The 14039-nt window shown below is 43.6% G+C and carries 14 protein-coding genes; all 14 read right to left on the bottom strand.

Annotated features, from left to right (window positions below; genetic code table 11):
• Positions 1-41: 41 nt before the first annotated feature.
• The 14 genes from CYCME_RS02410 to CYCME_RS02470 all read right to left on the bottom strand — a co-directional run bounded on the left by CYCME_RS02410 (position 42) and on the right by CYCME_RS02470 (position 13918).
• Positions 42-1424, bottom strand: a complete 1383-nt coding sequence (locus CYCME_RS02410) for a carbohydrate porin (protein ID WP_020932041.1) — start codon at positions 1422-1424, stop codon at positions 42-44.
• A 68-nt stretch (positions 1425-1492) separates the two neighbouring features.
• Positions 1493-1780, bottom strand: coding sequence for a DUF2607 family protein (locus CYCME_RS12880; RefSeq protein WP_020932042.1), 288 nt, complete (start codon positions 1778-1780; stop codon positions 1493-1495).
• A gap of 83 nt (positions 1781-1863) precedes the next feature.
• Complete coding sequence (locus CYCME_RS02415) at positions 1864-2202, bottom strand: zinc ribbon domain-containing protein YjdM (RefSeq protein ID WP_041932869.1); 339 nt, start codon at positions 2200-2202, stop codon at positions 1864-1866.
• 110 nt (positions 2203-2312) lie between these two features.
• Positions 2313-2726 (bottom strand): alternative ribosome rescue aminoacyl-tRNA hydrolase ArfB, encoded by a 414-nt coding sequence (arfB, locus tag CYCME_RS02420; RefSeq protein WP_015006748.1) that lies wholly within the window; start codon positions 2724-2726, stop codon positions 2313-2315.
• Between the two features lie 5 nt (positions 2727-2731).
• A complete protein-coding gene (locus tag CYCME_RS02425) occupies positions 2732-3460 on the bottom strand; it encodes an ABC transporter permease (RefSeq protein WP_020932044.1) in 729 nt (242 codons plus the stop codon).
• 23 nt (positions 3461-3483) lie between these two features.
• Positions 3484-3705 (bottom strand): DUF3622 domain-containing protein, encoded by a 222-nt coding sequence (locus CYCME_RS02430; protein ID WP_020932045.1) that lies wholly within the window; start codon positions 3703-3705, stop codon positions 3484-3486.
• Positions 3706-3726: 21 nt separating this feature from the next.
• Positions 3727-4569: a S1 RNA-binding domain-containing protein gene (locus tag CYCME_RS02435; protein WP_015006745.1), complete on the bottom strand. Its 843-nt coding sequence runs from the start codon at positions 4567-4569 to the stop codon at positions 3727-3729.
• A 147-nt stretch (positions 4570-4716) separates the two neighbouring features.
• Positions 4717-5142 carry a potassium channel family protein gene (locus tag CYCME_RS02440; RefSeq protein WP_015006744.1) on the bottom strand — a complete coding sequence of 142 codons (426 nt, stop codon included), beginning with the start codon at positions 5140-5142 and terminating at the stop codon, positions 4717-4719.
• Between the two features lie 131 nt (positions 5143-5273).
• Positions 5274-5567: a putative quinol monooxygenase gene (locus CYCME_RS02445; RefSeq protein WP_016390502.1), complete on the bottom strand. Its 294-nt coding sequence runs from the start codon at positions 5565-5567 to the stop codon at positions 5274-5276.
• 270 nt (positions 5568-5837) lie between these two features.
• Positions 5838-8042 (bottom strand): bifunctional 23S rRNA (guanine(2069)-N(7))-methyltransferase RlmK/23S rRNA (guanine(2445)-N(2))-methyltransferase RlmL, encoded by a 2205-nt coding sequence (rlmKL, locus tag CYCME_RS02450; RefSeq protein ID WP_020932047.1) that lies wholly within the window; start codon positions 8040-8042, stop codon positions 5838-5840.
• A 109-nt stretch (positions 8043-8151) separates the two neighbouring features.
• Entirely contained in the window at positions 8152-9234 is a 1083-nt protein-coding gene (locus CYCME_RS02455; protein WP_020932048.1) for an endonuclease/exonuclease/phosphatase family protein, read from the bottom strand.
• 39 nt (positions 9235-9273) lie between these two features.
• The gene (locus CYCME_RS02460) at positions 9274-9852 is read right to left on the bottom strand and encodes an SPOR domain-containing protein (protein WP_015006740.1); all 579 of its coding nucleotides are present in this window, start codon (positions 9850-9852) and stop codon (positions 9274-9276) included.
• Entirely contained in the window at positions 9852-11609 is a 1758-nt protein-coding gene (gene argS / locus CYCME_RS02465; protein ID WP_020932049.1) for an arginine--tRNA ligase, read from the bottom strand. Before argS ends, CYCME_RS02460 begins: the two co-directional genes overlap by 1 nt.
• Positions 11610-11716: 107 nt before the next feature.
• Complete coding sequence (locus CYCME_RS02470; RefSeq protein WP_015006738.1) at positions 11717-13918, bottom strand: primosomal protein N'; 2202 nt, start codon at positions 13916-13918, stop codon at positions 11717-11719.
• Positions 13919-14039: the final 121 nt, after the last annotated feature.

A 14039-nucleotide genomic window follows, 5' to 3' on the forward strand; every position in this document is an offset into this window, starting at 1 on the left:
ATGAATGTCGCACAGGCACAAAAGGCCTGTGCGATTTGTTTTTAATATTGATGAGCGCCGTGACTGCCTAGGCTAGTAGTGTATTGTAAGAAAATCTGATCATCTGATTCCTGGTAGGATTTATCACGGTTAAATTGCAGCCGTATCCTAGAAAATTCACTCGGTAACCACTCGATCATTGCACTCATACGTTTAGGTTTAAAACCGTCGCTATCTAAGCCTGCTTCCATTAACACATCGTCATCGAAGCCAGTGTTATCACTTTCTAACTGGTCATAACGAAGCCCTGCTCGCCACCGAGGTTTAAATTGATAAATAGTTTGTGCGTACCAGCCTTTTTGATGGCCGTCGAAGCTGGTTTCTTCTAGAGGTGGGCCACTGTTTAGCATGCTAATGGTGCCGTTTTCTTTACGGTCAAAATATTCAAACTGTACCTTAACATGTTGGTTTTTAGGGTTACCATTGGGCGCCCATTTGTAGACAAAATCAACAGCGTTTATTTTGCTATCGCCATCAAAAGATGGGGTTTCTTCAGCGCTATCGTCTTCACCATGGGCGTGGCCACCACCTGTACGACCTTCTATGTTATTAGCTTGCCAATGACTTAAACCCAATTGCCAACTGTGTTCGATGCCGATATCACCACCGATGTTAGCAAATACTGTTGCTGCGCCAATACCACTTTGCTCGCCAGCGGATGGGAATTGGCTACCACTCATAATTTCTGCGCCTAACTGTAAAAAAGTATCGGTCGGTGCTATATAACTTAGTTGAATACCATCATCCCTAAGTTGGTCGCCAAATAAGCCGCGATAAATTAACGGCGCATCGGCAAAATCCCAAGTATGAACATGGTGTTCATTCAGGTACCCCATGGCAGAAAAGAAACGACCGGCCTTGATAGTTAGGCCATTCCCTAAACCTAATGTCTGTATATAGGCTTCTTCTAGGTCTACTTCGGTGCTACCGTCATCATTATGAAAACCAAGAGTGGCTTTGCCATAAAACGTGTTGTCAATGTTAGCGCTCATGACCAGTTCGCTTTCGCCCACTGCAAACCCTTGGCTACCTAGGCCAGATTCGCCACCGAGCATGAAGCCGGGCAATGCGTAATCATCGGGGTCATTGCCCATGTCGGCAAAACGACCATCGAGAATAAGGCTAATGGCTGGATTGAAAGAATTTTGGGTCAGGAAGCTACTCTGTTTCGGTTTAACTGCTGCTTCCTGTGTTTTGAGTTCGACATATTGCGTTCTTTTTTCGGTTTCTATTAATCTAGACTCAAGGGCCTCAATGCGTTGTTCATAGTTCTTTTTAAGGGTGTCTAGCTGTTGTTTTAATAAGGCAATTTCAGTGTTAGAAAGTGCCGGGCTAGAAATAAGTAAACTGGCGATTATTGCAGCCATAGTAAATGCTTTACGCATAAGTAATTCTCCTGTAACAAAAAGGTAGTCACGCAAGGTCAACCCATCGCGTAACGTTAAAATGTGGTTTACAAGAAAGTAAAGGGAGGTGCGCGAGCGAAATAAGCTGTTTTTAGTAGAGGAACTTGCTGAGTGGGAATACCATCAACATGTGTTTTAGACAATAGTGGAACAGCGGGGAGTCGAATAGCCGAAACGAGTCCATTGCTAGACTTTTCACACTGGACAAATACCGTGCACGAATGGCTGGCTTTGTGAAAGGAATGCTCTACAGAATGGGCAAGCGCAGCCATTTGACTGATAAGCATCATGCTTATCAGTGCAATAGGTATTAAGACTTGCTGCCGTTTTTTCATTTATTGAAATGGAATATATGCCGAAGGTTAATACCGACAGCTGATTTTAGAGTCCTTCTAAACAACTAGGCAATATATAACGGCTATGCTTTTTTTACAAATATAGATTTCAGCTTCATTGGGCCAATACCAGTGATTTTACAGTCAATGTCATGGTCCCCTTCAACTAAGCGAATATTTTTTACCTTAGTGCCGACTTTTACAACAGATGAAGAGCCTTTAACCTTTAAGTCTTTGATAACAGTGATGCTATCACCATCTTGTAAAAGGTTACCGTTTGAATCTTTTATGACTAATTCGTCAGTGTCGGTTTCGCTTGAATTGGCGGACCACTCATGAGCACACTCAGGGCAGATATACACAGTCCCGTCTTCATAGGTGTATTCTGAGTTGCATTGGGGGCAATTAGGTAAAGCACTCATGTTAGATCCTTTTGTGTGAGCTAATGGGGGAAATACCATTATAAGTTTTTACCTGTCTTATTGGCCAGTTAAAAGGACTAAGGGGGTGTTTAGCGATTAATGATTTTAGGTTATTCGGTTAGTTTGCCACGTAGCTTTTTTAATTGGCCGCGTTGAGTTTTATTATCAGTCCGTTTTTTCTTAGCATTTTTGCTAGGCGAGGTTGCTCGCCTAGCTTTTTGACTAACCGTTACGCTTTTTATGATCTGTTTTAGGCGTTCTAGCGCATCGGCACGATTTTTTTCTTGGGTGCGGTATTGCTGAGCCTTAATGATGATAATACCCATATTATTAATACGGTGATCTTGTCGACTTAATAATCGTTGTTTAAAAAGCTCAGGCAGGGAGGATGCGTTAATGTCGAAACGTAAATGAATGGCCGATGAGAGTTTATTTACATTTTGCCCCCCAGCTCCTTGCGCGCGGATGGCTGTAAGCTTAATTTCATCATCAGCAAGGGTGATATGAGGGGTGATGACTAACATGAACTTTATTGCGGTTTAGTAAAACGGGTGCTAAATATTGGTTTAGCCAAAACAAGGAAAATGGCAGCCGAGAGTACCGAAGAGGCGAAAATCATACACATCACCATAATTTGATAACGCACAGCAATCAGTGGTGATACCCCAGATAGTATCTGCCCGGTCATCATGCCCGGCAAAGAGACTAGGCCAACCGCAAATAGCGAGTTTATAACCGGGATCAGTGAGGCATGAAGTGCAATACGCCGCGCCTCCAAGTAAGAGACATGGCGATCTATTTCTGCATGGATACGCTCAGCGGCTAAACTAACGCTATTCATCGCATTGGCGAAAATCATTCCAGCTAATGGAATGATGATTTGAGGCAAATACCATGGTTTTAAATTAAGTACACCTTGAGTGATAACCAGCAGGGTAAAACCACCACCAACAATAATGGAGAGAAAGGCTTGTTTATACAATAGGTTACGCTTTATCGGGATCGTGCCTAGAGCAATCCAGCTGGAGGCAAAGACCATAATAGCTAGAACAGTGATAACAATGGCAGCATTATCAGCGTTAAAAATGTAGCTCAACAGGTAGCCGACTAAAAGCAACTGAACCAACATGCGTGCCAGGGCATAAAGTGCGTTGCTTGACTCTAATGACCATTTACACAAAATAGCCAAGGCGAAAAGAATAGGGATAAAAGATAGCGCTAGATTTAACAGAGGAATATTTTGAATATCGTGTCCCATCTAATCGCTGTTAACTGTATTAGTTAGGTGCGTTTATCTGCTTGGCGCTTGTTTCGAGCGCTTTGCTTTTCTAAAAACAAGGCGAGTTCTTTTTCTGCCCATTGGACGGCTTCAGCTTCTGATTTAAACCCCGTTTGGGTTTTTGAAATAACCGTGTTTTTTGAACTGGCGCGACGAATGATGTCGGCTCTCCAGCTATCTTTTTCTGCGGAAGTTTGAAAAGTGTACTTTTTAGTAATGCTCATAAGTATAAGTTTGTCTTGAGTTTAAGAATCTGTTTCTAGCAAGCGTATGCCATCTTTTTCGATATTGATAATGCGCTGCTTATATAAACCACCAATGGCTTTTTTGAACGCACCCTTGCTCATCCCGAAGGTGTCAGAGATGATTTCTGGGCTGGATTTATCGTGAACCGGTGCAAAGTTATGGTTCTTTTTTAAATAATTAAGAATAATTTTACTGTATTTATCGCGTGTTTCTTTGCCGCCTTGGAGGCTTAAGTCTATTTTACCGTCGGGTCGAATACGTTTAATAAACCCTTTTTTTGATTGCCCGAAACTTAATTTTTGGAAGACATCATTTTTGTATAAAACCCCCCAATGTGAATGGTTAATGATGGCTTTAAAGCCTAAGTCGGTGCTGTTCGCAATGATAAGGTCAACTTGCTGTTGTGGGGTAAAGTCATGAGGTGCTTCATCATCGATGAACTTGTCTATTTTTGATGAAGCGACAATGCGCCCATCATTCTTGTCGAGGTATAAGTAGACTAAATAGGATTTGCCAACATCCATTGGTCGATGTTGTTCAGCAAATGGTACAAGAACATCTTTTTCTAACCCCCAGTCCAAAAAAGCACCCACATGTGTACGTGCCACGACTGTTAGGTAGGCAAATTCACCAACCTGAGCTTTGGGCTTTTTTGTGGTGGCAATCGGGCGGTCTTCTGAGTCGAGGTATAAAAAAACATAAATCAACGAACCAACGGTTAAATCACTTGGAGCCTGCTTGTTTGGCAGGAGAACTTCACCTAATTCTTTAGCATCTAAATAAAAGCCGAAGTCGAGCGACTTGATGACTTCTAATTGATGTGTTTTTCCTAGCGTAACCATGGTGTACTCCTAATATTCGGTGTGCTGGCAATTATACAGGTCGTTGACAGTTTAAATGATTAAAACAGATGGCTTCCTTGCATCAAGACGCTTTATTGACGCTGTGTTTGCCAAAGAGCGGCGTGACCGAAGGTTAACATTACTGCGTCATCGATTATCCCAATAACGTTGCATTTCATAATATAAGAATGAGGCCGTCCAGGTGATTAATACCAGTCCGGTTAATGACTCTAAGCCGGTTAAATGGCGCAAATCACCGATGGGTTGAATATCCCCAAAGCCTAAGGTTGTAAAGGTGGTGAAAGATAAATACGTGCAATCAAGCAAACTACCATCAAAATTGCCTTCTAAATGCCCCCAGCCTTCAGCATGATGCATAAAGTAAAACGCAAAGGCAAAGACCCAAACCTCTACCGCATGCGCAATAAGCGCAGTAAAAACGCCAAACAGTATTCTCAGTCGATGCTTTAATTTCATTTTTGGGATATATCGAGAAACACGGTATAAAAATTCGTAATGGATGATCACAGCAATGGCGACAACGAGCGAATTTAAAAAAAATATATGAAACATTGATTTGAGGAATAGGGGCTAAACGTAATGGTTATTGGTTGATTGTATACTGGCGGGCAGAAAATTATCGTGTTCATACGTATGAACGATTTATCGGCCTTAAGGGTATTCCGCCACTAGGTCGAGTGGGGTTAGATTGGGACAGTGGTCAAGTAGTGGGTAGTAGGCGGTGATGATAATAAATTGGCGAGTTTATCAATATCGCCACGCTCCGTCCGCCAGGCCATATAGCTTTCGTAGTCACTGCGTTGGTCCCACTTTTCAAGTAAAACAATATGGTGTCTATCGTCCTCATCACTGGTTACCGAAACACTTTGGCAGCCTTTGAAGGCACGTGTGTCGGGTAGGATCGACATAAAAACGCTTAATAGCTCTTCTCGGTTTTCAGGGTTAACTTGTAAATCTAAAATAACATCAACTGTCATAGCGATACCTTTTACATGGTTTGCCCGTAGGACTATCCAGTATATGCCTATAAACTAAAGCCCGCAAGAATGAGGAAATACCCTGAGACTGGGCTTTATTCACCGTTACATAAGGGAATAAAGCGTTGTGAAGAACGAAAAACTCGATATTTGGGAGTAGGCCTTATAAACCGAGAATCAGGCCAAAACCAGCGACTAATAAACTGGCCTAACAGTAAAATGAGTAAGCAAGCTGTTTTATCGTGTACGTTTTTGAATATTTAAAACGGGTTAACGGTGTGTTAGTGACCAGCAATAATGTATTTTTGGATTTCGTTCAAAGTCTTTTGATATTGTTTTTTGACTAATATTTTGAACAGCCAAGTGGGTGAGCGAGGCTTCGTTTAATTTAAACTTTCGAAAGTTAGTTGAAAAGATCATTGTGCCTTTTTTGCTTAGTAACTTTGCCGCTTTATTAATTAATTCAACATGATCACGTTGAATATCAAACACATTGTCCATCCGTTTTGAGTTGGAAAAAGTGGGTGGGTCAATGAAGATAAGCTCGTACTTTTTTTGCTCTTCTACGGCAGTATCAAGCCATTCCATGCAGTTAGCTCGAATAAGCTGGTGCTTGTCTAAGTTTAAATGGTTTAGCTCAAAATTATTTTTTGCCCAATCTAAATAGGTTTTTGACATATCTACAGTTGTAGACGTGGTGGCACCGCCCAGTGCCGCATGTACAGTTGCCGCGCCTGTGTAGGCAAATAAGTTTAAAAACTGTTTACCGCCGGCGTGTTCGCCAATCCAAAAACGTATGGGGCGATGGTCTAAGAATAAACCTGTATCGAGGTAATCTTTGAAGTTGACGAGAAACTTTGCCTGCCCTTCGCTGACTTCATGGAAACCACCATCGGTACCTTGTTTTTCGTATTGTGTGCGACCTTTTTGGCGACGGCGAATTTTCAGTGATAATTGCTGGGGAGGGATGTTTAATACCTCTGGCATAACGGCTAAGGCATCACGAAGACGTAGAATAGATTTAGCCTCATCAATGGTTTTTGGGGCTTCATACTCTTGTACATGTACCCACTTTTTTTCGCCTTGGTAAACATCAATGGCCAATGCGTACTCGGGTAAGTCTGCATCGTACAAGCGGTAACAATGGATGTTGTTTTTCTTCACCCAAGGGGAGAGTTTTTTAATGTTTTTGCGCAGGCGGTTTGCCAGCATGGTAGCGCCGTCGCTCCAATCACCGGGTGTCGGTAGTAAGGCTTTTTTTAAATTGTCGCCAATGTGTTGTTGCTGACTGGCATGCTGTCCTTCAAAGTGCCGTTCTGGGGTCACCGAAAAGTTAAAGACTTTACAAGCGATAGCGCCGTTAAATAGTTGGTACGACTTATGTGACTTTAATGAAACATTAAATGCAAGTTCAACATTACCGGTAAACACAGAGGCGTGCCAGCCGTTAAAGCGGGCCTTTAGGATGCTGCCAATTTCTTGATATAAGGGTTTGAGTTGTTTAATGTCGCCGAGTCGCTCACCATACGGTGGGTTAACGATAAACAAGCCAGGTTTCCATGACGGATCGGGGGCTACTTTTGTAAGCGGTAAGCTGGTGGCCTTAATAACGTCAGTAAGATGAGCCGCTTTAATATTGGCTTTAGCAATGCCAGCGTGTTTGATGCTGATATCAGAGCCGGTGATGGGTGGGATGTTATGTAGGCCTTTTTCTCGGCGATATTCGGCTTCTTTTATCAGTCGTTGCCATATTATGGGGTTAAAGTGTTTCCATGCTTGAAAGCCAAAATACTCACGCAGCAAGCCAGGTGCAATGTCGCCGGCCATCATGGCGGCTTCTGTTAAAAAAGTGCCTGATCCACACATGGGGTCGTATAAAGCACCGCCTTCGGCGGCTATCTTTGGCCAGCCTGCGCGAATTAAAATAGCCGCGGCAAGGTTCTCTTTTAATGGCGCTTCTACAGACTCAGTACGATAATGACGACGATGTAAGCTGTCGCCAGATAAGTCTAAGCTAAGCGTTACTTTATCTTCATTGATATATGCGTTAATGCGAATGTCTGGTTGCTCACGCTGGACGTTTGGCCGCTCGTCTGTTGCTTCTTTAAATTGGTCGACAATAGCATCTTTGATCACTTGCTCGGCATATCTCGAGTGGTTAATTTTTGAACGTCTAATAGAAGCGTCAATGGCAAAAGTGTTGTAGACATCGAAGTGCTTGGACCAATCTATTTTTAAGGCACCGGCATACAATTGCTCAGGTGTTTGTGCTGCATATCGAGCCAAGGGCACTAAGACGCGATTAGCAAGGCGAGACCATAGGCAAACGCGTAAAGCCATTTCCAATTCACCCTCAAAATAAACTCCACCGGCAGCTGGTTTTACTTGCAAGGCGCCGATTTGTTCCAGTTCGTCGGCTAAGATCAGCTCCATGCCTTTGGCGGTTGTCGCGAAATAGTTATTGAGTTGTGGCATGGATATCCTTTTTAAGGTGGGTCGGCTAGTGGTGCTTGATTTGCAACGAACTAAGAAGGCTGGGTCCTTAGCGGTAAAAACTTAAGCGCTATGCGCATTTTAATCGTTTTTACGGCAAGGTAAAGGAAGCAATTACTGGCATGTGGTCAGATAAAGTGAGTGACTGAGCTTGTTCTACAAACGCATTTTGTACAGATAAATTTGGGCTGTAGAAATAATAATCGATTGTCCGGTCAGGGTCTCGGCTTGATGAACTATTGGGGGCATAGGTGAACCATGCTTTGCGTTGCTCGGATTGCGTGTTTGCAAGGCTGGGTACCGCTAAATGTTGCTGGTACAAGGTTTCTATTGCAGATTGTTGATCGTAATTGCGACGTTGTTCTTGTGCGAGTAATGGATAGGCATTAGGCGGCAGTAAATTAAAATCGCCAGCAAGAACCCAAGGCGTTTGAGTCTTGTTAAGCGAATGTAATCGTTGATTAATTTGTGTTACTTGCCGTTCAAGGGTGTCGGTGCCTTTGGAAAAGGCGGATAAGTGAGTGTTTAAAAGCACCAGTTTATCTGCACCCTCTATGGGCAGGTGAACTTCCTGTAAGGCACGCTTAAGGTTAAATAATTGCGTGATGGGGTCTTGTGGGATAAGGCTGAGTTGAGTGCGTGTAGCCGTGGTTATTTTGTATTTTGAAATAATACTCAACTTGGTGCCCACAGCGCCCATGATACGTGGGTGAGGGAGATAGCGGGCTTGCCAATAAAAGCTACTGGTATGACAGGCATAATCGCTGGGAAGCAACTCAAGTAATTGAGCTAATTGATCGGCATGATCTGTTCGCTGAGCACCTTCATCGACTTCTTGTAAGAGGATAATATCCGGATTTTGCTGTGTAATTAGGTTGGCTAAACCCTTCAGGGTTTTTGTGATGTCGTCGCTAGAAGGGCGTTCGTCGGGACCGGTATTATTAGGTAGGTCATAGAAAAAAACATAGTTTTTCCCCGCCATAAATTGAACATTTTGGTTATACAGCTTAAGGGTTTGGCCCGCCGTTAAACGGGGTGTGTTTTCGCCGCAGTATACCGCTTCTTGTTGAAGAGCTGGTGGGTGGTATGTGCTAAACCACACTAAGGCAAACAGCCCTAAAAGACAGAGGCTAAGGGAAAATAACAGTCGATAAAAGACCTTTGTTATATCCATGTTATGAATGTACTTGCATCTGGTCTATTGATTTACACGTTATTTTAGTTTGATAGCGATACTGTCTATATTGTTGCGGTGCAAGCGATTTTGAATTTTATCGACCATTCTAAAGGAAGTGTACGGGCCTGATTTAACTCGGTGCCAAATGCTACCGCTTTGGTTTACTGTTTGTACGGTCGATTCAATACCTAACAATGCTAAGCGGGCGCGAAGAGTATCAGCCTGCTGAGCTTTTTTAAAAGAACCTATTTGAATAATAAAGGTGCCAGGTTTGCTTTTTCCAGTGCCTTCTAGCCGACGCCTTTCTTCAATTTCATGCTCAGGAATAACAATTTCCATGTCGGGCAATATTTGATAAAAATCAAAACGTGGTTTAGTGCTGTCGATGGGTTTTGCAGTTGTTGCGATGGGCTTTTTTACATCACGTACGTCTTGTTGGCTAACAGGTCGCTTCACATCAGTAACGGGTTTATTTGGCGCTTCTTCCAAGTCAGATAAAAACATCGCAAAACCGCCAATTAATAGGCCAGTAATTAGCCACCAATAACCGGGAATAGGGCGTTTTTTTTTACGCGCGTTATTGCTGTTAATTCGGTTTTTGTAATCTCTAGGCACTACATGGACTCCGGTGCATTAACGCCCAGTAGCTGTAAACCATTGGCTAGGACTTGCTTTGTTGCATTAATAAGAACTAGGCGAGCTTGCATCAGTGCTACATCATCAACAATGAATTTGTGTGAATTGTAATAACTGTGAAACTGCGTAGAAAGTTCACGTAAATAATGGTTAAGTTGATGTGGTTCGTATTGCTGAGCGGCTTGCGTCAGTTTTTCTGGGTAACGGTTTAAGGTATCAATCAGGTTGGTTTCGTGCGTTTGCGCTAATTGATCTAAATGCTTTAAACCCTCCTGTGCACTATAGTTGAGGCCTTTTTCTGTCAGTAATCGCATCACACTACAAACACGCGCATGAGCATATTGAACGTAATATAAGGGGTTTTCATTGGACTGCGAGGTAGCCAAATCAAGGTCAAAATCCATGTGCTGCTCGGCTTTACGCATGACGTAAAAATAGCGTGCAGCATCAGCGCCGATTTCATCGCGTAACTCCCTAAGTGTTACAAATTGACCAGAACGGGTCGACATTTGCATTTTTTCGCCACCTTTATACAAAACGGCAAACTGGACCAGCAAGACTTTCATACGCTCGGGGTCTGCGCCCATTGCTTGCAAAGCGGCCTTAACACGTGGCACATAGCCGTGATGGTCAGAGCCCCAGACATCGATGATATCGTAACCACGTTCGAGGGTGTGTAAATGATAGGCTATATCGGAGGCAAAGTACGTGGTTAAGCCATTATCGCGAATAACAACACGGTCTTTTTCATCGCCAAACTCGGTTGATTTAAACCACCAAGCACCTTCTTTTTGGTACATATAGCCAGAAGCTTTAAGCTTTTCAATGGCTCGATCAATGGCTCCTTTGTCCATAAGTGAGCGTTCTGAAAACCAATCGTCGTAATGAACGCCAAAGTCTTCAAGGTCTTGACGAATATCGCCGAGAATGGATGTTAATGCGGCGTCAAAAAGAATGCGGTAGTTTTTATCCCCTAAGGACTCTTTAGCACGCGCAATAAGGCCGTCAATATGTTTTTCCTTGTCGCCGCCATCAGGCTCATCGGCGGGGATATCAAGAAACACATCACTGACAGGCATGTTAAAGGTTTGGCCATGTGACTGTTTAATCAGCGTTGCAATGTCAGCAATATAGCCACCTTTGTAACCGTTACTTGGAAACGGGATGCTTTCACCACAAAGTTCTAAATATCGTAGCCATACGCTGGTAGCTAGGATGTCCATTTGGCGGCCAGCATCATTAACGTAATACTCGCGATGGACATCGTAACCAATGGCTGTCAGTAGATTAGCAACGGTTGCACCGTAGGCCGCACCTCTTCCGTGCCCTACGTGAAGGGGCCCGGTTGGGTTCGCTGAAACGAATTCAACTTGTACCTTTTTACCTTTGGCAATATTGGAGGTGCCAAAGCGAGAACCTTGTTCAAGAATCTGTTTGATGACGGCGTGTTGGCTAAGCGGGTTGATGAAAAAATTAATAAAGCCTGGGCCGGCTATATCAACACTTAATACGTCGCTGTCTTCTGGCAAGCTATTGATAATAGCTTGGGCTATTTGGCGAGGGTTCTTTTTTGCAGGCTTTGCCAACATCATTGCAACGTTACTGGCGTAATCACCATGAGATGGGTCACGAGTATGCTCAATTTTGATAGTAGGCGTTAACTCTTCAGGCAATTCGCCTTGAGTTTGTAGCGATGAAATGGCTTGCTGAAGCAAAGAGGCCAAACGTGTTTTCATAGTAAATTTAGATCGTTGATTGATGCGCTGAATAGCTGTTCGGTGTTGAACACCGTTGTCATTGCGTATTATCGCTTGTGGGGTAAAACTTGCAAGTCTAAACGCTGTTAAAACAAGTCAATGGGATCAACATCAATGGACCAACGTACCTTACGCGAGGATTTGAGTTTTTCAAGTTTCGGTAAAAGCTGCTGTAAAAATTGATGGCGGGGTTTTCGCTGGGCCGATTCAATTAATAATTGATAGCGAAACCGTCCCGCCCTTTTTAGCATGGGGGCTGGAACGGGGCCTAGAATTTGAATCAGCGGTGCTTGAATCGTAGAGATCAACTCCTTAGCATCGTTTAGGAAGTTTAGAACCGCTTGTTCATTGATGGCGTTCACTCGTAATAGAGCTTGATAATGGTAGGGGGGCAATTGGGCTTGCTGCCTTTCATCCAGTGCCTCTTTTGCAAAACGCGTGTAGCCGTGCGTGATTAAGGTGTTTAATAAGGGGTGCTCGGGGTGGTGGGTTTGAATGAGTACCCGGCCGAGTTTTTCTTCGCGTCCTGCACGGCCAGCGACTTGGGTAATAAGCTGGGCCATACGTTCGCTAGCTCTGAAATCACAACTAAACAGCCCTGCATCAATATCAACAATGCCTACTAAGGTCACATTTGGGAAGTGGTGTCCTTTAGCAAGCATTTGCGTGCCGACTAAAATTTGAGCGCCGCCTTCATGTACTTTGTCAATGACTGACTGCATGGCATTTTTTTGTCGTGTGCTATCGCGGTCAATTCGACTCACAGGGGTGTCAGGAAAGTGCGAGCTCAATGTTTCTTCAACGCGCTCAGTCCCAAGCCCTAATGGAAATAATTCTGCTTGTTGACACGATGGGCAGGTATTCGGAATGGCATGTTCAACTCCGCAATGATGGCATCGAAGTAAATTGGCATTTTTATGAATGACTAGACGAGAGTCGCAACGACGACACTGTGCAACCCAACCACAGCTATGACACATTAACACGGGTGCAAAGCCTCGGCGATTCACAAAGAGTATGACTTGTTCGTTCCGCTCAAGTGTTTTGCCAATCGCTTTTAAAAGCGATTGGCTTAAATGATTGTCTAACGTTTGGTTTCGGCAGTCTAATAAACGAATATCAGGGTGTGAGGCACCTGCGGTACGCTCGGGCAACACTAATTGTTTGAAACGACCTTGTTGTACGTTGTATAGACTTTCGAGCGAGGGTGTTGCAGTGCCTAATACGATAGGGATGCTGTAGTCTCTTGCACGCATAACAGCAATATCTCGAGCGGAATAGCGAAAGCCTTCTTGCTGTTTGAATGATATGTCATGCTCCTCGTCCATAATGATCAGGCCGGGCGTACGCATCGGCGTGAATACTGCCGAGCGGGTGCCCAGCAATATATTGGCAAGGCCTTCTTTTAATCTAAGCCAGGCTTGAGCTCGTTGAGTGTCGTTAAGGCCGGAATGTGAAATGACCATCTGTGCTGTTAGGCGTTGCCTAAATCGCTGAGCTAATTGAGGTGTTAGGGTGATTTCAGGCAATAAAATTAACACCTGTTTTCCAGCACTAATGACGTGCTGAATAAGTCGAAGATAAACTTCTGTTTTTCCACTACCGGTGACGCCATCTAATAAAAATACTTGAAAGCCTTCGAGTGCCTTAGCAATTGAGTCGATGGCAGTTTGTTGGGCCGGGTTTGGGTCAAATAAAGGTGTGGTCGGAGAGTGTGTGGCTGTGTTGTGTTCTTGTGAGGCAGTGACCCAGCCTTTCTCGATCATGCTTTTAAGGGGCGAGCGCCAGTTCCAGTCAAGTGTGGAAAAGAAATCACGATCAACAGGTGCATCGGCGTTTTTTAGTTGATGCCATAAGCCTAGCTGCCTTGGGGAGCGTTTTAAGGAATTTTCATCGAGTGTCAGGCCATGTTTGGATAATGCGTATCGCGTGGTGAGCTCTATAGTGGGTGTTAATCCGGCTCGAAGCTGTTTTGGGAAGGCCTGAGCAAGCACCTCGCCGATAGGGTGATGATAGTAGTTAGCAGCCCATTTATATAGTTTTAAGTCATCAAGCGATATTAGAGGCTGTCTATCAATTAATTGGGAGATGGGTTTGAGTTGTTTTCGGCTAAGTTCGGTTGACGAAGAAATGTTAAGAATAACGCCAATTTTTTTTAATCGGCCAAAGGAAACAAAAACACGCTGGCCGATTTGGTAATCAGAGCGAGCCGAATTTTTTATCGGGAGATAGTCAAAAATACGGTGCAGGGGGGTGTCGACAGCAATATTGAGGTAAAAATCAGACATCAAGTAAAAGCGTTATTTGTTTTGTATCAGTTAGCCTGAAAAGATTAAAAAAATCTACAATAAATCGCTAACTTAATGAGTTAACTATGGTTTTTATTTTATCCACATTTTCTGTGGATAA

This window comes from Cycloclasticus zancles 78-ME, assembly GCF_000442595.1.
GTDB lineage: Bacteria > Pseudomonadota > Gammaproteobacteria > Methylococcales > Cycloclasticaceae > Cycloclasticus > Cycloclasticus pugetii.